A 23,640-nucleotide genomic window follows, 5' to 3' on the forward strand; every position below is an offset into this window, starting at 1 on the left:
GAATTCAAATCCGTTTCATTCTAAAGGACTGCTTAAAAGACTGTATTTCAATAATTTCAAAGACCGATTAGCTAACTTTTATTGGACAGTAGTGAATTATAAAAGAAAATAAATGTCATAATATGTATTTGATAAGAATAAAATTAAATACAATAATGAAGATTAGGAATATCACATTAACAGAACTTTCGGAGAAAACAGGGCTAACTATCTCTAATCTTTCCAATATAAAGAATAATCGTATAGCCTCTATCAGATTTTCTACACTTGAAAAATTATGTAAGGTTTTAGACTGCCAACCTTGTGATATTTTAGTATATGAAGTAAAGATAACGTATTGATAACATAAACTCTTTCACTTTGCGCATACCTTTGCAGCATAAGTATAATGTAATATTTATAGCCTATGAAGAAAAGTTCTTATAAATATGGTCGTATATTTTATTATGGATTAGTGGTGGGTGCTGTAATTGGAATACTTATAATGTCGTATTTCCTTATATGCTATAATACATCATTATAAAGATTCACGATGGTTATGAAAATGAAGTTTATAATTTCAGGCATTCTGATTGTCGCTATCGGACTGGTACTGTCGCACACATATCGTCCGTATGTATATGAGAACCATATCAATGATTATCATCTGGCAGATGTGATAGGCAGTATCGTTTGCGTACCGGCTGCGGTATTATGCGTCTATGGCATTGAGAACAGATATTCGATAAAGCAATATACAATAGGGACTGCAATAGTCTATATTACATACGAGTTTCTCGGACTTTTCCATATACATAGCACTTTTGATATATATGATATTATTGCCATAATAATAAGCAGCCTTGTTTTTTACCGATTGTGTCTGTTATTTGGAGTTTCAAGCGGCAGATAGATGGTAAATTCTGTAAATTCTCCTTCTGTGCTGTTTACGAATATTCTTCCCTCATGCGCCTTTATCACCTGGTCAACAAAGTTCAGACCGAGTCCGAAGCCTGAAGCTCCGTTTCTGCGGCTGCGCTTTGCCGCCGCTGCACGTTCGTATTTCTGGAAAATGATTCTCTGGTCGGCTTCGGATATGCCCAGCCCATTGTCACGTACTTTCAGGATGGTGTAGCGTTCGCTCTCTTCAGTCGTGATGTGTATTTCCACACTCTCCTTTGAGTACTTGATGGCATTGTCAATCAGATTGCTTAATGCTTCATCCAGATAATCTTTGTCGGCATAAGCTGTTTTGGCCTGTAAGCTGATGGTAAAGTTTACAGGCTTCTGAGCCTTGGCTTTGAATTTATCAGTCAATGTCTCTATTATAGGAGTAAGCTCGACTTCTGTCTTGTTCATCTCCAGTTTATGGTTCTCCAGTTTGGAGATGGTCAGTATCTTGTTGGTGAGTGTTAACAGATGGTCAGTTTCGCTTTTTGCTATGTTCATGAATTTTTTCTTTATCTCCGGCTTAGAATCAATCCTTCCGCTTTCCAGCATATCTTGTACCATCATAATTGTGCTGAGGGGTGTTTTCATATCGTGTATCATAGCGTATGAGAAGTCTTCACGGATTTGGGAGATCTTATTTAATTTGAAGATAAGTTTAATTTGATAGACAGTGCAAACTATTGTTAGAGAAGTCATTATGATTGTTGTTATGAATATAATCCACATTTTATTAAATATATTCCAATATGGATTTGTCAAAACTAACTGCATGCCAATGGATTTATCTAATTTTATGGGAATAACTTCAGTCTTGATGATTCCTATTTGAGGGATTGTTATTCTTTTACTCGTTTGTATAACTTTATTAGAATCAACAATGCAGACAATAAATTCAGACTTAATATTTTTTTTACTTAGTTGCAAATTGGTAAGGGAATCTATTTCAGATAAAGAATATTTATAGCCTAATTTACTGATTCCGTCATATATATAAGTAGTTATTGAGATAGAATCGTTTGGTGCTCCTCCGCCTATGACAGTTCCATCTGGGACACTCTTCGATATTATATTAGCCTCTTTATACAATGCTTGGTCAAATAAATCTGTACATTCTTTTTTAATTTCTTCTTTTATAAAAAGATATGTATTGCAAAGCCATAAGCTTTGCAGTGAGAAGATGGAAATTAACCCTATAATTGTGATTAAGTGAATGTATTTTTGCTTAGACATTTTTATTGCAAAGTTAATAAGATTAAGCATATATGTCACTAAAGCTTTTGTAGAAAGCTTCTTAACCTAAAGATAACGTAGCGATAACATAAACTCTTGTGCTTTGCGCCTACCTTTGCCGCATAAGAAACAACGAAATAACATTAAAATATCAATTATGAGAAGAATAATGAGACTGGCTTTTGTAGCCATTGCAGGATTTGCCTGCTTGCCGGTTGCTGTCAGGGCACAGCAGATGCCTCCGGTACCGGTTGATAAGGAAGTGAGAATAGGTAAACTGGATAACGGACTTACATACTATATCCGTCATAATGAATATCCGAAGAATCAGGTGGACTTCTATATAGCCCAGAAGGTGGGTAGTATCCTGGAAGAGGACGACCAGCGCGGATTGGCGCATTTCCTTGAACACATGTGTTTCAACGGAACAAAAAACTTTCCGGGCAGCTCTATGATCAAATGGCTTGAGTCAGTAGGTGTGAAGTTCGGTTATAACCTGAATGCCTATACGAGTATTGATGAAACTGTATATCGTATCTCCAGCGTACCTACAGAACGTATCGGGGTGCAGGACTCCTGTCTGATGATTCTGTCCGACTGGGCTGACGGCCTGTTGCTGAATGGCAAGGACATTGACGAGGAAAGGGCTGTTATCCATGAGGAATGGAGAAGCCAGCTGCCTCCAAATATGAGAATCTTGGAGAAACTGCTTCCGGAGCTTTATCCGGACAGCAGATACGGACACCGTCTTCCTATAGGAACCATGGAAGTGGTGGACCATTTTCCGCATCAGGCTTTGCGCGACTATTATGAAAAGTGGTACCGCCCGGACCTTCAGGGAATAGTCGTAGTGGGTGACATTGATGTGGACCGCATAGAAGGCAAGATCAAGGAACTGTTCTCAAAGATTGAGAAGCCTGTCAATCCGGCAGAGAGGGTTTACTATCCTGTGGCCGACAATGAAAAGCCGATTGTAGCTTTCGGCTCGGATAAGGAGCAGGATAAATATGTGGCTCAGATTATGTTCAAGTATGATGCCTTGCCCGATTCATTGAAGGGCACAATGGCGGATGTTACAACCGCTTATCTGCTCGATATGGCCCAGATGATGCTTCAGATAAGACTGAACGAACTGGGACAGAAAGCTGATGCTCCGTTTGCGGCGGCTTCTGCATTTTACGGTGAGTTTATTATGGCAAAGACGAAACAGGCTTTCCAATTTGCTATGCTTCCAAAAGGTAACAGTTTCGACGAAGGACTGAAAGCGGTCTATCGTGAGGCTCTCCGTGCCAAAAGGGGAGGATTTACCGCCACTGAATATGCGCGTTGCCGCACGGAATATCTGTCTCAGCTTGAAAAGGCATACAATAACCGCAACCAGCAGGAAAACAAGACGCTGGCAGAATCGTATGTGCGTAATTTCATCGACAAGAAGCCGATACCGGGTATTGAGACGGAATATCAGATGATGAGCATGATTGTGAACCAGATTCCTGTGGAAGCTGTCAATCAGGTGTTTTCGCAGATTGTTTCGGACAAGAATCTGGTGGTTCTCGGTATGATGCCTGCACGCGAAGGTGAGGCCTGTCCTAAGGATGAAGATATCCTCGCATTGCTTTCTCAGGTGGAAGCCGAAAACATTGCTCCTTACGTGGACAATGTGAAGGATGAACCTCTGGTAAGCGAGTTGCCGGCAGCCGGGAAGGTGGTGAAGGAAAACATGCTTTCTGATTTCGGGGCCAAGGAATGGATTCTTTCAAACGGTGCCAAGGTGATATTGAAGAAGACCGACTTCAAGGCGGATGAAATCAGTATGATGGCCGTGGCAAAAGGCGGTACTTCGGTTTATGGGAACGACAAGGCTGCGGACTTGATGTTTATGCCTGCTGTATTGGAACAGCACGGTCTGGGCAGTTTCACCAATTCGGAGCTGACCAAGCTGATGGCCGGCAAGCAGGTTTCGCTCAAAGTAAGTCTGGATGATTATGTACGCAGACTGTCGGGAAATACGACTCCTAAGGACCTGAAGACTTACATGGAGATGATTTACATGACTTTCACCGGACTGACAGTAACACCGGATGAATTTATCGCCATGCAGAATCTTTATAAAGGAGTTATTCAGAATCAGGCACAGAATCCGAACTTCGTATTCCAGAAGAAGGTGCAGGAATTCCTTTATTCTTCGCCCACCAAGCAGGTGTTTGGTGTGAGTGACATTGAGAAGGCAAACCGTGAGGATATCCTTTCCATCATCCGTGAGCAGCTTGCCAACGCAGCCGAGTTTACCTTCGTATTCAGTGGAAACTTTGATGAAGCGGAATTAAAGGCACTGGTTGAGCAGTACATTGCCACCTTGCCGTCGGTGAAGGGAAAGAAACAGGAATTGAAGCATAACCCTGCGGTTGAAATCAAGTCGGGCAACGAGGAAAAGGAATTTTCCCTGAAGATGGAAGTGCCTCAGGGTAGTGCGGCGGTTATCATTAGCGGAAAGATGCCTTACTCGTTCAAGAACAGGCTAATGGCTTCCATGTCGGCACAGATTATCTCTGCCCGTCTTTTGAGTGAAGTCCGTGAGAAAGAGGGAGCTGTTTACAGTATATATACGCAGGGCTCTCAGGATCGGTTGTCTGAAGTGTCTGTTGTCTATCAGACCATATTCCAGGTGAAGCCTGAAAAGAAAGACCGTGCGCTTGAAATCATTCGCAGCGAGTTTGAGAATTTGGCAAAGGAAACGCCCGTGGAAGAACTTGACAAGGTGAAGGAGTTTATGGTGAAGCAAATTACTGGAGACGAACAAACCAACAGCTACTGGTGCTCCATGATGGCCGGCAACGAGCTTCTGCCTTCTGAAGTCTGTGTGAAGGCGGAACAGGTCATCCAGTCCATCGCCCCGAAAGAAATCTCCGGCTATGTGAATGAAGTAATGAAGCAGAATAACTATAGGGTTCTGGTAATGGTGCCTGAGAGTAAGTAGGATATTTTTTCAAAGGAAGCACATATTCTATTTTTATTCTGCCTAAAACAAAACCGTCTGCATGCCTTGAAGGAAATCTTCACGATGCATGCAGACGGTTGTTATTTGTAGACCGGGGAGAATCAGTCTCTATAATCTCCGTTTGCCTTAATCAGTTCAATCAGTTTTTCCACGGCCTGTTCTTCCGGAATGTTCTTTTCAATGCATTCCTTCTTTTTGTACAGGCTGATTTTGCCTCTTCCGGCACCTACATAGCCATAGTCGGCATCGGCCATTTCACCCGGGCCGTTGACGATACAGCCCATGATACCGATTTTCAGTCCCTTGAAATGGGAAGTGGCTGCCTTGATACGGGCGATGGTCGATTCCAGGTCGTACAGGGTACGTCCGCAGCCCGGACAAGAGATGTATTCGGTCTTGGAAGTACGGATACGTCCTGCCTGCAGGATACCGAAGGCGGTTTCGTCCACTTTCAGGTTGCTGATTTGGTTGCCGTGGTTGTAGAGCAGGATACCGTCGCACAGCCCGTCGATAATCAGGGCGCCCATGTCGGCGGCCGACTTGATTTGCAGGTCTTCCGTTTCACTTTCCTGATAAAGCTGGAAGAATACCAGCGGGTTTTTCAGTCCTTGGTTCATCAGCTGATGGGCCAATGCACGGAACTCACCGAGACGGTTGTAATGGTTGCTTTGGGCCACGATAACTACTTCCGGATGCAGGCGCAGACACGCCATCACTTCTTCGTTCAATCCGAGGTAGGAAGTGAAGAGGAATTTCATCTTGGCCGGATGGTGATGCAGTTCGATGAGCTGCTGGTAGTTGAAAGCCGGATAGGTATGTTCGCTGCCGTCCCAGGCACAGGCATCCACGATGTAGCCGATGTCGGCTCTCCGGTTTTCCGGCAAGCGCTGTCCGCAGTATAGGTAGTCGGGTTTGAACTGTTCGCTCACTTCCAGGTCGTTGTTCAGACGGGCGGAGATGACCACGGGAAGCTGGTCGCCTCCGATGTTACCTACGGCTACGGTTTGTCTGCGGCTGGGATGCGTGTAGTTGAACTCCGGAGCTTCGGTGGCCGGAATGTAAGGGTGTCCTTCGCGTTTCAATACGTAATCCACCAGCTTGCGGGCCACCGGAATTTCGGCTTCGGGGGCTTCACTCAGGGATACGCGGATGGTGTCGCCCAGTCCGTCGCACAGCAGGGCGCCGATGCCCAGGGCCGATTTGATGCGTCCGTCTTCTCCGTCACCGGCTTCTGTTACTCCCAGGTGGAGCGGGAAGGCCATGCCCTCTTTTTCCATCTGTTCCACCAGCAGGCGGACGGTACGTACCATGATGACCGTGTTCGAGGCCTTGATGGAGATGACCACGTTCGTGAAATTCTGTTCCACGCAGATGCGCAGGAACTCCATGCACGATTCTACCATGCCTTCCGGGGTGTCTCCGTAGCGCGACATGATGCGGTCGGACAACGAACCGTGGTTCACACCGATACGGATGGCCGTGTGGTTCTCCTTGCAGATGTTCAGGAAGGGAATGAAGCGGTCGCGTATCTTCTGGATTTCTTTTGCATACTCTTCGTCCGTATATTCCAGTTGCTTGAAGGTGCGGGCAGCATCTACATAGTTACCCGGATTGATGCGTACCTTTTCGGCATACAGGGCCGCTACCTCAGCCACTTTCGGGTTGAAATGCACGTCGGCAATCAGCGGGGTCTGGTATCCCTGGGCACGCAGGGCGGCGTTGATGTTCTTCAGGTTTTCCGCCTCACGCACGCCTTGTGTGGTGAGTCGCACGTATTCACCTCCCGCCTCGATGATACGCTTGGCCTGCTCCACGCATGCTTCGGTATCCATGGTGACGGTGTTCGTCATACTCTGTATACGGATAGGATAAGCGCCACCCATAGGAGTGGCGCCCACATATACCTCGTTCGCCTGTCGGCGAGAATAGTTGAAGTAATTCATTCAGTTAGTTGGTCTTATAAGCGTATTTGACTTCTTTCAGCTCTTCGTTGGCTTTTACGATTTTGTTTTTCAAACCTTCCTTGTAAGCTGCAAACTTCTGGGCCAGTTCCGCATCGCTCAGGGCCAGCATCTGTACGGCCAGGATAGCCGCATTCATGGCACCGTTGATGGCGACTGTAGCCACGGGGATTCCGGGAGGCATCTGGATGATGGAGTAGAGTGCGTCTACGCCGTCGAGTACAGAACCTTTTACGGGAACTCCGATGACCGGAAGGGTGGTGTTGGCTGCAATGACTCCCGGCAGTGCGGCAGCCATTCCGGCAGCTGCAATGATGACTTTGAGGCCGCGTCCGGCAGCTTCTTTCGCAAATTTCTCCACTTCAGCCGGAGTGCGGTGAGCCGACAGGGCGTTCATTTCAAACGGGACTTGCATTTCATCGAGCAGTTTGGCGGCCTTTTCCATGACGGGAAGGTCGGAAGTACTGCCCATAATGATACTTACAATTGGTTTCATTCGTTGTTTTTATTTTAGTTATTCGTTAATAATCTCTTTGTAGGCTGCGGCATCCAGCAGTTCGTCCATTTCGCCGGCATCCGTCGGTTTCAGTTTGATAATCCAGCCTTCGCCGTAGGGGTCCTGATTCACCAGTTCCGGGTGTTCTTCCAGCTGTGGGTTGACTTCCAGAATCTCGCCTCCGATGGGGAGGAACAAATCGGAAACAGTCTTTACCACTTCGACCGTACCGAACACTTCACCTTTGTCCAAAGTCTCACCTTCGGTGGTCACGTCGATGAATACGATGTCGCCCAGCTGCTGCTGTGCATAGTCTGTGATACCTACGTAGGCAGTGTCGCCTTCCAATCGAATCCATTCGTGTTCGTTGGTGTACTTGATGTTAGTTGGGAATTCCATATTGAATAAATTTAAAGTTTAAGATAATCAGTCTTCAAATAAACAAAATTCCGATGATACCACAAAATAAACCGACCAAAAACCCGCCGCCCACTTCTTTTAAAGTATGTTGTTTGACGATAATCCGTGCCGAACCGAGCATGCCGGACAGCAGGATGAACACGCAGAGCCATTCCACCGCATTGAACTGGAAGATGAAGCTGTAGGACAGCAGGCCGCCTACCATCAGTCCTCCGCTGGCCATGTGGGTGCTGATTTTGACCCGGGTGTTGATGACGGTGCAGATGACCATGCAAATCAGGGTGGCCACGATGATGCCGCTCATGTAGCGGGGCAGGTGGATGTGGTACATGGTGAGCAGGCAGGCCATGTAGCTCAGGATGGTCATGCCATAGGGGATGAAGCGTTTTTCCCGGTGCCCCAGTTCGCGGAGGGTCCATCCGTTGATTTTCTGGAACAGGTAAATGCCGAGCATAGGCATCAGGATGGTAAAGCAATACACGAGCCCCAGTATGGTGAGCTTGTATTGGAGTGGCATGATGCTCAGGTAAGTAAAGAAAAAGAGCAGACAGAATGCCACAAAGGGTACCATGAACGGAGTAAAGACCATCGAAATGATGCGGGCTGTGGTGAACAGGGCATCCTTCGGCTTTTCTGGGCTACGGGGAACCGGGTCATGGTAAGTCAGTTCATCAGGGATGCTGGTTTCTTCCATATAAATCAGTTATCTTCTTAATCGTGCTACGGGAATGTTCAGTTGCTGACGGTACTTGGCTACGGTACGCCGGGCAATGGGGTAGCCTTTTTCTTTCAGCATGTCGGCCAGTTCGTCGTCGGTGTAGGGCTTTTCCTTGTTTTCGCTGTCCACACATTCTTTCAGGATGCGCTTGATTTCGCGGACGGAAAGCTCTTCCCCGTTCTCGGTGGTATAGCCGTCGCTGAAGAAGAATTTCAGCGGATAGATGCCGTAGTTGGTCTGCACGTACTTGCTGTTGCTCACACGTGAAATTGTGGAGATGTCCAGCTTGGTACGTTCGGCCACGTCTTTCAGAATCATCGGGCGGAGCAAGGATTCGTCGCCTTCCTCAAAGAATGGACGTTGCAGGTCGATGATGGCTTGCATGGTGCTGAGTAAGGTTTGCTGGCGTTGCTTCACCGCGTTGATGAATCCCTGTGCGGCGTCTACTTTCTGCTTGAGGAACATCAGAGCATCTTTCGATTCCTTGCTCTGGTTCTGCTTGTTGCGGGTATGTTCGTCGAGCAGTTCCGTAAATTCCCGGCTCAGCCGCAGTTCCGGCACGTTCCGGTTGTTGAGGCTCAGGTGGATGGTGCCGTCGTCTTCCGTCTCCACCAGGAAGTCGGGGATAATCTGTTGCAGGTTTTTCCCGATGGCTTCTCCCATGGAGCTGCCCGGACGCGGGTTCAGCTTGGTTAGTTCAGCCGTAGCCGCATTATATTGTTCTTCAGTAATATTCAGTTTCTGAATGATTTTCTCTTTGTTCTTGCGTGTGAAGTCGTCACAGCATTTTCCGATGATGTCCAGCTCAATCTGTTTCAGGGGGGAGTCTTCTTTCCGGCGAATCTGGATGAGCAGGCATTCCTGCAGGCTTCTGGCGCCGATGCCGGCGGGGTCGAAGTCTTGGATGATGGAAAGCACGTGCTCCAGTTGCTCGGCAGTGGTGTAGATGCCCTGGTAGATGGCCAGTTCATCGAGCAAGGTGTCGGTCGATTTGCGGAGCAGACCATCGTCATCGAGCGAGCCGATGAGGTATTCTCCCAGCTGTTTCTCTTCCGGCGTGAGGTGCTGCATGTCGAGCTGCTCTTTCAACGTTTCGTAGAAAGACACGTTGTCCGAAAACGGAATGTCTTCTGCCTGGTCTTCTTTCGAGCGGTTGTTTTCCTGCAGTTTATAGTCAGGGATATCGTCTTCCGTGCGGTAATCGCCCAGCGAGATATCCTCTCCCGTGTCGGTATTCGGTTCTCCGTCCTCGTCGGTGGTGTTGTAATCCTCGTTGAGGTCATCGGAAGTGTCGGGCGTTTCTTTCCCTTCTTCCAGTGCCGGATTGTCCAGCAACTCTGCGTGAATCCGTTCTTCCAACTCCAGCGTAGGGAGTTCCAACAACTTGACAGCCAGTATCTGTTGCGGAGACAGGGTCTGTACCTGCTGTTGCGCTTGTGTTTGTACTTGACGTGAACTTTGTACCATTTTTCTATTTAAATCTAATGAACTGCGTGCAAAAATAATAATTTAAATGAACAACACAGCAAAAGGAAAATTTTTTAATACTGGAAGCTGCTGCCTCCCAGGAACTCTCTCAACAGGGAAGTGGGCGGAAGTTCCTTATCCTGTACCGATACGAAATAGTTCAGGAACCGTAGCAGGCGGTAGGCTTCGGAGTATTCCGGACAGCGGTTAGGCACCTTCCGTAAGACAGGTTCCACATAGTCTTTCAGTACGGCCAGTTCGAAAAGCAGGGCCGAGTTGAACATGGCGTCGGCATTTTCCTGATAGGGGAATATCCATTTCTCTTCTCCGGCTCTTACACTTGGCCAGCGGGCGATGGTCTCTTCTGCCGAGTAGTTACGGTACTTGTAGTCGCGGATGATGCGCCGCAGCAACCGGTTGTCGGTGGTCGGAATGTAGTTGTGGTTGTCGAGCAGGATGGTGGTCAGGGCCGATACGTAGATTTTGTATTTATTCTCTGCCGGAATGTGCGAGGTCAGGGCCGGGTTCAAGGCATGAATACCTTCAATCACCAGAATGGTATGTTCGTCTATCCGGAGCTTCTTGCCGCTCATCTCCCGTTTGCCGGTCGTGAAGTTGTAACGGGGCAATTCCACCTCCTCTTCGTGGAGCAAGGCGGTGAGCTGTTTCTCAAAGAAAGGCAGGTCTACGGCATGGAGGGATTCAAAGTCGTGCTTCCCGTTCTCGTCCAGCGGAGTATCTTCACGGTTCACAAAATAGTCGTCCAGTGAGATGGGGTAGGGCTTGAGGCTGTTGGTCATGAGCTGAATGCTCAACCGCTTACTGAAGGTAGTCTTCCCGGAAGAGGATGGTCCGGAAATCAATACCAGTTTCACCCGTTTGCCGTCTTGGTTGCGGTGGGTGATTTCATCGGCTATCTGTGCGATTTTCTTTTCCTGCAAAGCTTCCGACACGTTAATCAGGTCGGTGGCATGCCCCTCGTTGCAAGCCACGTTTAAATCACCTACCGTACTGATGCCTAAAATCTGGTTCCAGCGGTGATATTCCTGAAAGACTTCCAGCATCTTTTCCTGTTTCACCACCTCTTCCAGCTTGGTCGGGTTGGCACGATTGGGAATTCGCAGCAGCAGTCCGTCATAGTATTTCACGATGTCGAACAGCCGGATGTATCCGGTGCTGGGGACCAGACTGCTGTAGTAACAATCCACGGTATCCCCCAGACGGTAGTAGTAAGAGTAGAGCTGCCCGTAGGTGTCGAGCAGACGGGCTTTGTCTCCCATGCCCCGTTCTTCAAACAGGCGGACCACTTCGTCGGTGTGACTTTCCGTACGTACGTAGGGAATGTCGGCCGCAATGATTTCCTGCATCTTCTGCTTGATGCGCTGCACGTCGTCCAGTCCGATGGTGCGGTCGATGTGGAGCTTGCAGAAATAGCCTTTCGAAATGGGGTGCTCCAAGGAAATACTTCCCTGAGGATAAAGTTCTTCCACTGCTTTGACCAGGATGAAAAACAGCGAACGGACGTAGGTCCGCATGCCCGACGGATTGGTGATGTCCAGAAATTCCACGTCTTTGTTGTAGTACACCCGGAAGTCGAGACTTTCTACTTTGTTGTTGACTTTGGCACTGACCGGACCGTAAGGCATGGACAGATTAAAACCGTTATAAATATCCAAAAGTGAGCATCCCTCAGGGAAATCTTTTGTTAAATTATTATTTTTGCAATATATTTGTAGCATAAATGTAATATGTGTTACTAACCTTGTGAATAGGCAGTTAATTTACTCATTAAACAATTAAAAGCCTCTTTCCTATTTAACTAATTACAAATGGAATATTCTTTTTATGATTTTTTAGCGCTTCTCGGCTCGTTGGCGCTCTTCCTTTATGGAATGAAAATCATGAGTGAGGGACTTCAGAAGTTTGCGGGCGACCGACTTCGTAGTATTTTAACCGCAATGACTACGAACCGTGTCACTGGAGTTCTGACCGGAATGCTGATCACTGCCTTGATTCAGTCGTCGTCTGCCACTACCGTGATGGTGGTCAGTTTCGTAAACGCCGGTTTGTTGACACTCTCTCAGTCTATCGGGGTGATTATGGGAGCCAATATCGGAACCACCGTGACAGCGTGGATTATTTCGGCTCTCGGCTTTAAGGTAGACATTTCCGCTTTCTCCCTGCCGCTTCTGGCCATCGGTATTCCTTTACTTTTTTCGCAGAAAAGTACCCGCAAATCTATCGGGGAATTTATCTTCGGTTTCGCTTTCTTGTTCATGGGCTTGAACTTGCTGAAGACCAATGCACCCGACTTGAGTCAGAATCCGGACATGCTGGCCTTTGTGCAGAACTATACGGATATGGGATTCCTTTCCGTGCTGTTGTTTGTCTTCATCGGTACGATATTGACCATGATTGTGCAGGCTTCGGCGGCTACGATGGCGATTACGTTGATTATGTGTGCCAACGGCTGGATTAGTTTTGAGCTGGGAGCGGCCTTGGTGCTGGGTGAAAACATCGGAACCACGATTACGGCCAACCTGGCGGCCCTGACGGCCAATACGCAGGCGCGGCGGGCGGCTATGGCGCACTTGATGTTCAACGTGTTTGGGGTTATCTGGGTATTGATTTTGTTCAAGCCTTTCCTGGCGATGGTAGACTGGATTATTTCCGATTTCATGAATGTGAGTGAGGCGGACGGAGTGGCTGTTTCCTTCAAACTCTCGGCTTTCCATACTTGTTTCAATGTGTGCAACGTCTTGATTCTGATATGGTTCGTACACTTCATTGAAAAGACGGTGTGCAAGATTATCCCGCAGAAGGAACAGGAGGAAGAATATCGCTTGCAGTTCATCACCGGCGGTATGCTTTCTACGGCAGAATTGTCCATCTTGCAGGCCCGGAAAGAAATCAACTTGTTTGCCGAACGTATCCAGCGCATGTTCCGCATGGTGCGCGATTTGCTTCATACCGAGAATGAGAATGATTTCAACAAGCTGTTCAGCCGGGTGGAGAAATACGAAAACATCAGTGACAACATGGAACTGGAGATAGCCAACTACCTGACACAAGTGTCCGAAGGCCGTTTGAGTTCGGAAAGTAAACTGCAAATCCGGGGAATGCTCCGTGAGGTGACAGAGATAGAAAGCATCGGTGACAGCTGTTACAACTTGGCCCGCACGATTAACCGGAAGCGCCGGGGGAACGAAGATTTCACGAAAGCACAATATGAGCACATCGCGCAGATGTTCCAGCTGACGGACAATGCCTTGATACAGATGCTGGATTTGGTGAGAGATACCCATCAGCAGGTGGATGTGAACAAGTCGTTCAACATTGAGACGGAAATCAATAACTATCGGAACCAGTTGAAGAACCAGAATGTGATTGATGTCAACGAAAAGAAATACGATTACCAGATGGGGGTACACTATATGGATATTATTGCCGAATGTGAGAAACTGGGCGACTATGTGGTGAATGTGGTAGAGGCCCATCGGGACGTGAAGGAAAAGAAGGCTTGAGAAAGAAGCCCGGATATATAAGAATCTCATCCCCGCTACAGACGGTATACGTCGGTGGCGGGGATGAGGCTTTTTAGGGGGTTATTCGGCAATTTCCACCCGGTTTACTTTCTCCAACAGGAAGCGGTTCTGGTTCCAGTGGAAAGGCTTGTAGTCGGTATTGGTGTGGATACGGTTGCGTTTGAAGACCAGTCCGTCTACCGACTTGGCATAGAGAATGGGCAGGTCGAAGGTCTCAAATTCGTTGTCCGTAATCTGGATGGCTCCCGGTTTTCCTCCGTGGAAATACTTCACCTGATGTGCCAAATCGGGGATTTCCGGATAAATGGAAATCACGGCATTGGTAAACTGGAACATGTTGGTCAGGGCGTTCACAAACCGGTTGTGACGGATAATTACTTCGCGGCAGGCTCCTGTCTCATACCAGCCGTTGCAATCGCCGCACAGCAGGATCGCGGTTCCAGAGCTATGGTCAAATAGATTGTGTTCCACCACAGTCTTTCGGGGCGTGCTGAACAGAGAACCTCTGGCACGGTTGTTCCGGATGGTGTTGTGGGCAAAATACACTTCGGGTGTCCAGGTCAGGTTCTCAATGCCAAAGGCTTCCTGGTCGTTCAGTTCCTCGGGCAATGGTTGCTGGAAACGGATACGGAACTCCTTGGCGCCATGAGCGGTCGGCTGGTCCTGCGCCGTGATACTTTCGATGCGGTTGGTTCCGTCCAGCAGTTCCATGGTTTGTGAACGGATGAACTGTACTTCGTCGCCGGCAAATCCCCAGTCGAATCCCCAGGCTTGTTCGTGCATATAGCGTGCCAGAAGCGTGTGGTCGTCCACTCGTTTTGTCACTTTCAGGTAAGTGCCATGCACGTTGATGGCATCGTCCATCATCCCTTCATATACTCCGTTCACCGATACGATTTCGCCTTTGCATTGCGAGAAATGAGTAGCGTCGGCCTGTGTCGTAAAATAGCGCGGGTCATTGTCCCCTTTCAGACAGACACTGAAACCGTCCATGTAGATACTGTCGCAAAGCTGTGCCAGCAGCCCCATGCCCTGTGCGTAGTGCACCTGGATATTTTTCAGGGTGGTGTGCGTGTTATGCGACAAGAAGATGCCCGGAGTAGGGCGGTCCCAGGAACGCATGGCTACCACCGTACCTTCGGGAAGTCGCTTGTCCTTCCATCGGGGCGCATACACCAGTCCCTCGCCCGCCTTGACGCAACCTTTGGTGGGGCAGCCTATGTCGCTGGTATTATATACAATGTGGTGGTTTTTCGCTTCAAAGGCGATGCCCGACATCGGGCGCAAGGTCCATCCGTCACCGTAAGTCTCAAAGATGGAGTCTTTGGTTAGGCGGTATTTCACCCACGAAGCGGGGCGGAAGGTGATGCCTTTGTCGCCTTCATTTTTCACAATCTGTACCTGGGCAATGTGCGGGTTTTCAAAATCGATGCTGAAGTCTTTCAACGTACAGTTTGTGCTGCGTAGCAAGGAAAGCGGAATCATCTGTCCGTGGAAGATAAATTTTGCTCCGTTTCCTTCCAGTGTGACGGATTGCAGGTCTTCCAGTGCCAGGCCCACCTTCTTGGGGTTGGTTTGGTCGTGGTTGGAAATATAATATGTGCGTTCTGCCGCTTCTTCTGGATAGAAGTGATACGTTCCACTTTGGAAGCGTAATATCAGTGTCTCGCCTTTCTTGGCCTCTTTTTTGATTTTTGCCAACGCTCTTTCCATGCGGGCCGCCATGTTGCTTTTCTTCCCGGGAGTAATGCCGAACCGGGCCATGTTATACACTTGCTGGGCAGATAGGGGCAGGCAGAGGGCCGTGGCCAGCAGCAGGCATCCTAGTTTTATTCTCATAGTCGTAATGATTTTAAGGTAAGATTTGTTTTTATAGGAAGTCTTTTATAAGAAATCCCCCGCTTCATCTCATTGTAAGACAAAGCGAGGGATTCAGATTCAGTATATCTTTTTGAGATTATTTCTCGATGTCTACCAGTTCAACTTCGAAAATCAGGGTAGAGAACGGTTTGATCTTGCCAGCTTCCTGTGCACCGTATCCCAGTTCCTGCGGAATGTACAATTCCCATTTAGAACCTACCGGCATCATTTTCAGTGCTTCTGTCCATCCTGGAATGACACGGTTAACAGCCAATGTGATAGGTTCTTTAGAACTATCGAACTCAGTACCGTCAATCATGGTTCCTTTGTAATTCACTTTTACGCGTGAAGTATCGGCTGGAATGGCACCTGTACCTTTGGTGATAATTTTATACTGCAAACCGCTGGCTGTAGTCTGAATACCTTCTTTTGTTTTGTTCTTAGCCAGGAATTCTTCGTTCTGTTTTTTGTAGTCTGCATATTTAGCTTCCAAAGCTTTTGATTTGATCAATTCAGCTTTCAGACGTACGTATGTAGCAGCAGAATCTACAGGAACCAAGCCTTGTTTCTTTACGGTAGCAATAAATCCAGCCAGGAAATTTTCCTTGCTCAGTGACTGGGTAGAGTCCTGTCCGAAAATCTGACGGTTATTGTAGTCAAACATGTCACCGCTGATTTGCTGGCCAATCTGCATACCTGCCAGGTAAGCTTTCTGTTTGGCATCAGTTTCCTTGCAGCCTTGTTCCAGACCTTTGATGAAGTCGGCTACGTATGCTGAGTCAACACCCAGACGACCTTGTACATATTCCATTAAACCCTGAGTGTTGGTTACACCCATCATATAAGACAAAGAATCTACGTCGCTCTTCAGGTTTGCTTTCGGGCCCTGTGCTGTACATGATGCCAGGCTGGCTGCAGCGGCAAGCATCATAAAAAATGTACCTTTTTTCATTTGCTTCGTTATTTATAATACTTCAATTAATTCTACTTCAAAAATCAGGGTGCTGTGAGGCGGAATCATTTCGCCGGCTCCTTGTGCACCGTAAGCCAGTTCCGACGGGATATAGAGTTTCCACTTGGCACCTTCCGACATTAGCTGCAATGCTTCTACCCAACCTTTGATGACCTGGTTTACACCGAATACGGCCGGTTCACCACGTTTGATGGAGCTGTCGAACAGCGTTCCGTCAATCAGCGTACCTTCGTAGTGACAGCGTACGCGGTCGGTAGCTTTCGGCTTCTTGCCGTTGCCTTCCTTGATTACTTCATACTGCAATCCGCTAGGCAGGGTGACTACATTCGGGTTTTTCTTGTTTTCTTCCAGGAATGCTTTTCCTTTTGCTATGTTTTCTGCGTTGGTCTTCTCTTCCAGTTCCATGAAGAATTTGTTCACGATTTCACGTGCTTCTGTATGAGAGATAGCAGTCTGATTTCCTTCCAATACGTCTTTGATAGCCTGTGCGAAGTCATTTACATCGATGGAGCGAGCGCCCATGCTGAACAGGTTTTGGCCAATCCCCAGACCAATGGCGTAACTAAATTTATCCATAAATAAATCTTGTATTAAAATGTGAATTAACGGGGAGCAAAGGTATCTTTTTTCTGTGAATATGAGGAATTTTGATTGATAAATTTTCTTATTTTTGGCGAGTGAACACGTTTCTAAATCATGTATCTAAAAAAGGAGGAGAAGAATATGAAGAATCTGGTTGTATTGACAGGGGCCGGCATGAGTGCGGAAAGCGGCATCAGTACGTTCCGCGATGCAGGAGGATTGTGGGACCAGTATCCAGTGGAACAGGTAGCCACTCCAGAAGGGTATGCGGCTAATCCGGAACTGGTTATCAATTTCTATAATGAACGCCGTAAGCAGTTGCTGGAAGTGAAGCCGAACCGAGGTCATGAATTACTGGCTGAACTGGAGAAAAATTTTCATGTGACCATCATTACGCAGAATGTGGACAATTTGCACGAGCGGGCCGGTAGTCATGAGGTGATTCACCTGCACGGCGAGCTGACTAAGGTGACTTCCAGTTACCAGCCCAACAATCCGCGTTATATCAAGGAACTTCGTCCGGAAGAATACGAAGTGAAGATGGGCGATAAGGCAGCCGACGGTTCTCAGTTACGGCCTTTCATCGTTTGGTTCGGTGAGGCAGTACCTATGATTGAAACGGCTGTTGAGTATGTGGAAAAGGCTGATATCTTTGTCATTATCGGGACTTCCCTGAATGTATATCCAGCGGCAGGTCTGCTGAATTACGTGCGCGATGGAGTGCCGGTTTATTTGATTGATCCCAAAGAAGTGCGCATCGTTTCCGGACGTCCGGTACATGTCATCCGCAAGGGAGCTTCCGAAGGAATGGAAGAATTAAAAAAAATGTTATTGAAAGAAGCGGAGTAAACAAATTCTTTCTATATTTGTTATCATTTTAAACTAAGAACAAATACTAACTAATTAAGAATTGACAGATTATGAAAAAGTACATTTGCACAGTATGTGATTGGGTTTACGATCCGGAAGTGGGTGATCCAGACGGAGGTATTGCTCCGGGTACTGCTTTTGAAGATCTTCCAGAAGACTGGGTTTGCCCGGTTTGTGGAGTAGGAAAAGAAGATTTCCAGGTAGTAGAAGATTAATAAACTTTTCTTGATAAGGACGGCCTTCTAAAAAGTATGCCATATACTTTTGGAAGGCCGTTTTCTTTTTGCCTCATTCCGGCAGGGTAATGCCCATCTTCCGCATCAGGAAGCAGGCATTCATGTTTTGTGCCACTCCTTCCCGCAGTTGGTAGGAGAAGGTGAGCTCGTTGTCCTTGATGTCGGCTTCGAAGCAGTAGTTCCGGATTTCATCGGGGAACTGCTCAATGAGGTTGCCCAGCAGGAGGTCGTGAGTGGCGATGATACCGTTGGCTTTCAGGCGCATGAACTGGCGAATCAGTTCGAAGGAACCTTTCTGCTTGTCCAGCGAGTTGGTACCTTTTAGAATCTCATCCAGGATGATAAAGAGCCGTTGCCCTTCGTTTAGCAGGTCGATGATGCGTTTCAGCCGTTTCAGTTCGGCAAAGAAATACGACTCGTTGTCGGACAGCGAGTCGGACGTGCGGAGGCTGGTAATCAGTTGATGAGGGTAGAGTACCAGCTTGTCGCAACACACAGGAGCGCCGATACAGGCCAGCAGGTAGTTTACTCCGATAGTACGTAAGTAGGTGCTCTTTCCAGCCATGTTGGCACCGGTGATGATGAGGAAGAAGGGGCGCGACGGGAGAGTGGCGTCGTTTTTCACACATTGGGCAGGGGGCATGAGCGGATGTCCCATCCGGGTAGCCAGGAAACAGAACGATTTCTCGGCCAGTTCGGGATAGGTATAAGCGGGATGATTATAGGCAAAGGTGCCCAGTGAGCAGAGGGCATCCAGCTCTCCGATGGCTTCCAGCCAGCCGGTGATGTGCTGTCCGTAGCGGGCTTTCCAGCGTTCAATGCGGACAATTTCCTGTAGCTGGAAGAAAAGGCTTCCCTCCAGCAATACATATAAAAACTGGTTGTTGCGTAAGTCAAGCCGGTCGAGTTCCTTGGAGAGCTGTTGCAAGGCGTCAACGGGTGATTTGCCGTCCATGTCCAACCGGTTCATCAGTTGTTGCAGGGCGGGGGCTTCCCACTGTTCCTTCTTGGCCAGTGCGATGAGTTGTGCATATCCGTTCAGGCTTTTCAATTGTTTGCCGTAGGTTTCCTGTACGTAGGTGGCCCGTTTGACAATGCCGAAACTGAGAATCAGAAAAAGCCCGAACGAGAGTCCCAGCCAGGTGAAGGAGGTCCATCCGGCCAGCGAAGTTATTAGGAGTAGTCCGTTGATAAGAGGAACTCCCCGCGTAAAGGCTTTTACCCATCCGGCGTGCAGGTATTGTGATGGGCTTTGACTCCACGCACGTAGTTTTTCTCCATCGGACGCCGTGCCCTGATGTACAAGGCCCGTTACCCGAAACTGTTCCCGGAACAAGGGGCGTTGGCTCAGGTCCTGTACCATTTGCTGGCGTGCCCGGATGGCAGCAGGCTCACAAAGATGGTGTTGCAGCCAGTGAGCCAGACAATCTTTTCCGAAAATGGTGCAGGTGCGGTTCATGGCCTGAAACAGAGAGTGGTGTCCGAACACGTCGAGGTCAAAGGTATAAGGATGTGACGGATTGATGTAGGCCTTTCCGTCATCGAAGCTGCTGTAGTCGCCGGAAAGAGCCTGTAACTCTTCTTCTTGGACACATATTTGTGTTTCCAGCCATTTCTTGCGGTGAAACAGTCGACCGTGCAGTTTCACGAGGATGAAAAACGGAAGGAAGGTAAGACAGATACTGACTGTCAGTAGCACGTGTTGATGGAAAAAATAGTAGATTCCGACAAGTCCGGTCAGAAACAGTAGTACGCGTAGGACACTGATGCGCGAGATTTGCCGTTTGACCGTGTTTAACAGGTTTTCTGCCAAAAGAAGTTTTTCTGTGTAGTAGTTTTCTGGTTTCATACATCTGTATTTGCGTAAATGGCACAAAGGAACGAAAAAGTGTAAATTTTGGTCTAAAAAATCTGTTAAAAGGTTGAATCTGTTTGTGCTTTTCATGAATAAATCCCTTCTTTGCAAACAAATCAAGATGTTTTTTATAGAAGTGTGCGCGGTAACGCGTTTTCTTTTTATGTAAATGCGTGCTCGCACACACTATTTGGGGGAGAACCTTTTTAAGTCTATGCAGAAGAACAAAAACATACGACTGACTGACATCGCGCGTCTGGCGAATGTGTCGGTAGGTACAGTCGATCGGGTCATCCATAACCGAGGGCGTGTATCGGAAGAGAATGTCCGTAGGGTCAAGGAAATCATGAAACAGGTGAATTACAAGCCTAATCTGATTGCTCGTTCACTGGCTGTAAAGAAACCTTGCCATTTGATAGCTTTAATACCGGAATTTTGTACAGGAAATTACTGGAGTGCCATGGAATACGGCATTCGTCGCGCGGAAGAGGAACTGGAAAGTTTTGGAGTGAAGGTTACAATACTGACTTTTGATCAGTATAGCAGAACCAGTTTCGAACAAACGGCATCCCATCTGCTGGATATGCCAGATACCATAGACGGGGTGATTGTTGGCACACTCTTTAAAGAATCTGTCATTCGTCTTTCCAGTGCATTGGATGAACGCGCACTTCCGTATGTATATGTTGATTCGGATATTGAGGAACAAGGTCGGTTGGCTTATTATGGTACAGATTCCGTAGCTGGAGGTGAAATCGGAGCTCGGATGTTGTTGGCTTCCATGGCTTTCAAAGGTGACATTCTGGTGGCGCGTATTCAACATGAAAAAGGATGTTTGTCTACACAAGGAGAGAAACGTCATTCCGGTTTCCGTCGGTATCTGGAACAGCAGAACTGTGACATGCAGCTGGTGGAAATAGAGTTATGGATAGGTGATGAGGCGCACAACGAACAGGTGCTCGACGAGGTTTTCCGGAATTATCCGGGTATTCGTGGGGCTGTGGCATTTAATTCTTCCTGCTACATTCTGGGTGAATACTTGGAAAAGCATCATAGAAAAGATATTCGGCTGGTGGGTTATGACTTGATAGAGCCCAATGTACGGTTACTGAATGAAGGATATGTACAGGCTCTGATAGCTCAGCGTCCCGAATTGCAGGGATATAATGGTGTGAAGGCTTTGAGCCGTTTTCTGTTGTTTGATGAAAGGCCGCCAGTGGTAAATCTGCTGCCAATAGACATTTTGTTGAAAGAGAATTATCAATTTTATAATAAAGTATCGAATTTATTGCTAATCTAATTATTATGGCAAACGAATTATTTAATGTAGACGGCAAGGTAGTCGTCATGACCGGGGGAGCCGGTGTGTTGGGAAAAGGTATTTCCAAGTATTTGGCTGCACAAGGTGCAAAGATGGTCATTCTTGACCGTAGTGAAGAAGCGGGAAAAGCGTTGGTTGCAGAAATTGTGGCACAGGGTCACGAAGCTACTTTCTGGTATACCGATGTAATGCAGAAGGAAGTGCTGGAACAGAACAAGAAAGACATCCTGGAAAAATATGGCCGCATTGATGTGTTGTTGAATGCAGCCGGTGGAAACATGGCAGGTGCCACCATCGCTCCGGACAAGACTTTCTTCGACTTGCAGATTGATGCGTTCAAGAAGGTAGTCGACCTGAACCTCTTCGGTACGGTATTGCCGACCATGGTTTTTGCCGATGTTATGGTAAAACAGAAAAAAGGAGCTATCGTAAACTTCTGTTCTGAATCTGCCCTCCGTCCGTTGACTCGTGTGGTAGGTTACGGGGCTGCCAAGGCTGCCATTGCCAACTTCACGAAATACATGGCCGGTGAATTGGCCATCAAGTTCGGCGACGGCTTGCGCGTGAACGCCATTGCTCCGGGCTTCTTCCTGACCGAACAGAACCGTACGTTGTTGACCAATCCGGACGGTTCACTGACCGATCGTTCCAGAACAATTCTGGCTCACACTCCGTTCGGACGTTTCGGTGAACCGGAAGACCTGTATGGTACCATCCACTACCTCATCAGCGATGCATCCAGCTTTGTGACGGGTACGGTAGCCGTCATCGATGGTGGTTTTGATGCTTTCTCTATTTAATCGAGTACGAACCTTAAAAAAAGAAACGTTATGTATTTATGTGAACAAACCTGGCGCTGGTATGGTCCGAACGACCCGGTGTCTTTGTGGGACATCAAGCAGGCCGGTGCCACGGGTATCGTCAATGCATTGCATCACATTCCGAACGGTGAAGTGTGGACGGTAGAGGAAATCATGAAACGCAAGCAGATGATTGAGGAAGTCGGCTTGAAGTGGAGTGTGGTAGAAAGTGTGCCGGTACACGAACATATCAAGACGCAGACCGGCGATTTCATGAAATATATCGAGAACTACAAGGAAAGTCTGCGCAATCTGGCGAAGTGTGGCATTTACATTGTGACCTACAACTTCATGCCGGTACTCGACTGGACTCGCACGGATTTGGCTTATACCATGCCCGACGGTTCCAAGGCTTTGCGCTTTGAACGGGCGGCCTTCGTGGCTTTCGACCTCTTTATCCTGAAACGTCCGGGAGCAGAGAAGGATTATACGGAAGAAGAAAAGGCCAAGGCCAAGGCGCGTTATGAGCAGATGGATGAAGAAGAAATCCACCGCTTGACCCGCAACATGATTGCCGGACTGCCGGGGTCGGAAGAGAGCTTCACACTGGAACAGTTCCAGCATGAACTGGACCGCTACAAGGACATCGACGCCGAAAAGCTGCGCTCCAACCTGATTTTCTTCTTGAAACAAATCTGTCCGGTGGCCGATGAGGTAGGGGTGAAACTGGTCATCCATCCGGACGACCCGCCACAGACGATTCTGGGCTTGCCGCGTATTATGAGTACGGAAGAGGATTTCCGCAAGTTGGTGGAAGCTGTACCAAACGAATCCAACGGCTTGTGCCTTTGCACGGGTTCGCTGGGCGTCAGTGCCAAGAACGACCTGGCAGGCATGATGGAGCGCTGGGGCGACCGCATCAATTTCGTACACTTGCGCAGCACACAGCGTGATGCCGAAGGCAACTTCTTCGAAGCCAACCACCTGGAGGGTGATGTGGACATGTATCACGTGATGAAGAACTTCCTGCTCATGCAACAGCGTCGCAAGGTCTCAATCCCGATGCGTCCGGACCACGGCCATCAGATGATCGACGACCTGAAGAAGAAAACCAATCCGGGCTACTCTTGCCTGGGTCGTCTGAGAGGACTGGCTGAGTTGAGAGGTCTGGAAATGGGTATTGCCAAGTCGATGGAAGAACAGAAGTGAACGGTCAGTTGATTAACTGATGTGTTTATACGAAAAAATGGTTCATGAAGGAGGAAATCCATTCATGGACCATTTTGTTTTGAGGTATATATCCCCAAATTACTTCTCTTAAGTGCATGTAAAGACTATGTAATCTGCATTTATGTACATTATGCTTATAGTAATTGTT

Annotated in this window: 19 protein-coding genes; 8 read left to right on the forward strand and 11 right to left on the reverse strand. The window is 47.7% G+C overall.

Annotated features, from left to right (window positions below; all coding sequences use genetic code 11):
* The first annotated feature begins 122 nt into the window (after window positions 1-122).
* Window positions 123-341: a helix-turn-helix domain-containing protein gene (locus tag OCV81_RS00005; RefSeq protein WP_262639805.1), complete on the forward strand. Its 219-nt coding sequence runs from the start codon at window positions 123-125 to the stop codon at window positions 339-341.
* 508 nt (window positions 342-849) lie between these two features.
* Here OCV81_RS00005 and OCV81_RS17745 read toward each other — a convergent pair.
* A complete protein-coding gene (locus tag OCV81_RS17745; RefSeq protein ID WP_317259220.1) occupies window positions 850-2,190 on the reverse strand; it encodes a sensor histidine kinase in 1,341 nt (446 codons plus the stop codon).
* Window positions 2,191-2,317: 127 nt separating this feature from the next.
* Between OCV81_RS17745 and OCV81_RS00015 the strand changes: the two genes are divergently transcribed.
* A complete protein-coding gene (locus OCV81_RS00015) occupies window positions 2,318-5,137 on the forward strand; it encodes a M16 family metallopeptidase (protein WP_148327645.1) in 2,820 nt (939 codons plus the stop codon).
* Between the two features lie 122 nt (window positions 5,138-5,259).
* Here the strand turns inward: OCV81_RS00015 and OCV81_RS00020 are convergent, their stop codons facing one another.
* From OCV81_RS00020 to OCV81_RS00045, 6 genes are all read right to left on the reverse strand, one after another.
* Window positions 5,260-7,101, reverse strand: a complete 1,842-nt coding sequence (locus OCV81_RS00020; RefSeq protein WP_148327646.1) for a 4-hydroxy-3-methylbut-2-en-1-yl diphosphate synthase — start codon at window positions 7,099-7,101, stop codon at window positions 5,260-5,262.
* 4 nt (window positions 7,102-7,105) lie between these two features.
* Window positions 7,106-7,615 (reverse strand): 5-(carboxyamino)imidazole ribonucleotide mutase, encoded by a 510-nt coding sequence (gene purE, locus OCV81_RS00025; RefSeq protein ID WP_022354982.1) that lies wholly within the window; start codon window positions 7,613-7,615, stop codon window positions 7,106-7,108.
* Between the two features lie 18 nt (window positions 7,616-7,633).
* Window positions 7,634-8,014, reverse strand: a complete 381-nt coding sequence (gene gcvH / locus OCV81_RS00030; protein ID WP_022354983.1) for a glycine cleavage system protein GcvH — start codon at window positions 8,012-8,014, stop codon at window positions 7,634-7,636.
* A 34-nt stretch (window positions 8,015-8,048) separates the two neighbouring features.
* Window positions 8,049-8,729, reverse strand: a complete 681-nt coding sequence (locus tag OCV81_RS00035) for a hypothetical protein (RefSeq protein ID WP_148327647.1) — start codon at window positions 8,727-8,729, stop codon at window positions 8,049-8,051.
* 9 nt (window positions 8,730-8,738) lie between these two features.
* The gene (rpoN, locus tag OCV81_RS00040) at window positions 8,739-10,220 is read right to left on the reverse strand and encodes an RNA polymerase factor sigma-54 (protein ID WP_148327648.1); all 1,482 of its coding nucleotides are present in this window, start codon (window positions 10,218-10,220) and stop codon (window positions 8,739-8,741) included.
* Between the two features lie 74 nt (window positions 10,221-10,294).
* Entirely contained in the window at window positions 10,295-11,968 is a 1,674-nt protein-coding gene (locus OCV81_RS00045) for a nucleoside kinase (RefSeq protein WP_262639858.1), read from the reverse strand.
* An 81-nt stretch (window positions 11,969-12,049) separates the two neighbouring features.
* On the opposite strand from OCV81_RS00045, the gene OCV81_RS00050 reads away from it, so the two are divergent.
* Window positions 12,050-13,744: a Na/Pi cotransporter family protein gene (locus OCV81_RS00050; RefSeq protein WP_148327650.1), complete on the forward strand. Its 1,695-nt coding sequence runs from the start codon at window positions 12,050-12,052 to the stop codon at window positions 13,742-13,744.
* 81 nt (window positions 13,745-13,825) lie between these two features.
* On the opposite strand, the gene OCV81_RS00055 is transcribed toward OCV81_RS00050, so the two are convergent.
* From OCV81_RS00055 to OCV81_RS00065, 3 genes are all read right to left on the reverse strand, one after another.
* A complete protein-coding gene (locus OCV81_RS00055) occupies window positions 13,826-15,604 on the reverse strand; it encodes an alpha-1,3-galactosidase-related protein (RefSeq protein ID WP_148327651.1) in 1,779 nt (592 codons plus the stop codon).
* Window positions 15,605-15,722: 118 nt separating this feature from the next.
* Window positions 15,723-16,577 (reverse strand): FKBP-type peptidyl-prolyl cis-trans isomerase, encoded by an 855-nt coding sequence (locus tag OCV81_RS00060; RefSeq protein ID WP_148327652.1) that lies wholly within the window; start codon window positions 16,575-16,577, stop codon window positions 15,723-15,725.
* A gap of 12 nt (window positions 16,578-16,589) precedes the next feature.
* Entirely contained in the window at window positions 16,590-17,174 is a 585-nt protein-coding gene (locus OCV81_RS00065; protein ID WP_022353354.1) for an FKBP-type peptidyl-prolyl cis-trans isomerase, read from the reverse strand.
* A gap of 147 nt (window positions 17,175-17,321) precedes the next feature.
* Here OCV81_RS00065 and OCV81_RS00070 point away from each other — a divergent pair, with 147 nt between their 5' ends.
* A complete protein-coding gene (locus OCV81_RS00070) occupies window positions 17,322-18,029 on the forward strand; it encodes an SIR2 family NAD-dependent protein deacylase (protein ID WP_148327653.1) in 708 nt (235 codons plus the stop codon).
* 71 nt (window positions 18,030-18,100) lie between these two features.
* A complete protein-coding gene (gene rd / locus OCV81_RS00075; RefSeq protein WP_022353352.1) occupies window positions 18,101-18,265 on the forward strand; it encodes a rubredoxin in 165 nt (54 codons plus the stop codon).
* A 73-nt stretch (window positions 18,266-18,338) separates the two neighbouring features.
* Here rd and OCV81_RS00080 read toward each other — a convergent pair whose 3' ends face one another.
* Window positions 18,339-20,135: a MutS family DNA mismatch repair protein gene (locus OCV81_RS00080; RefSeq protein ID WP_148327654.1), complete on the reverse strand. Its 1,797-nt coding sequence runs from the start codon at window positions 20,133-20,135 to the stop codon at window positions 18,339-18,341.
* Between the two features lie 220 nt (window positions 20,136-20,355).
* Here OCV81_RS00080 and OCV81_RS00085 point away from each other — a divergent pair, with 220 nt between their 5' ends.
* From OCV81_RS00085 to uxuA, 3 genes are read left to right on the forward strand one after another with little or no spacing between them, the layout of a single operon-like run.
* Window positions 20,356-21,441, forward strand: a complete 1,086-nt coding sequence (locus tag OCV81_RS00085) for a LacI family DNA-binding transcriptional regulator (RefSeq protein WP_022353350.1) — start codon at window positions 20,356-20,358, stop codon at window positions 21,439-21,441.
* Window positions 21,442-21,446: 5 nt separating this feature from the next.
* Window positions 21,447-22,262: an SDR family oxidoreductase gene (locus OCV81_RS00090; RefSeq protein ID WP_022353349.1), complete on the forward strand. Its 816-nt coding sequence runs from the start codon at window positions 21,447-21,449 to the stop codon at window positions 22,260-22,262.
* Window positions 22,263-22,292: 30 nt separating this feature from the next.
* Window positions 22,293-23,471, forward strand: a complete 1,179-nt coding sequence (uxuA, locus tag OCV81_RS00095) for a mannonate dehydratase (RefSeq protein ID WP_148327655.1) — start codon at window positions 22,293-22,295, stop codon at window positions 23,469-23,471.
* Window positions 23,472-23,640 lie beyond the last annotated feature (169 nt).

This window comes from Phocaeicola fibrisolvens (assembly GCF_025567125.1).
Lineage (GTDB): Bacteria > Bacteroidota > Bacteroidia > Bacteroidales > Bacteroidaceae > Phocaeicola > Phocaeicola fibrisolvens.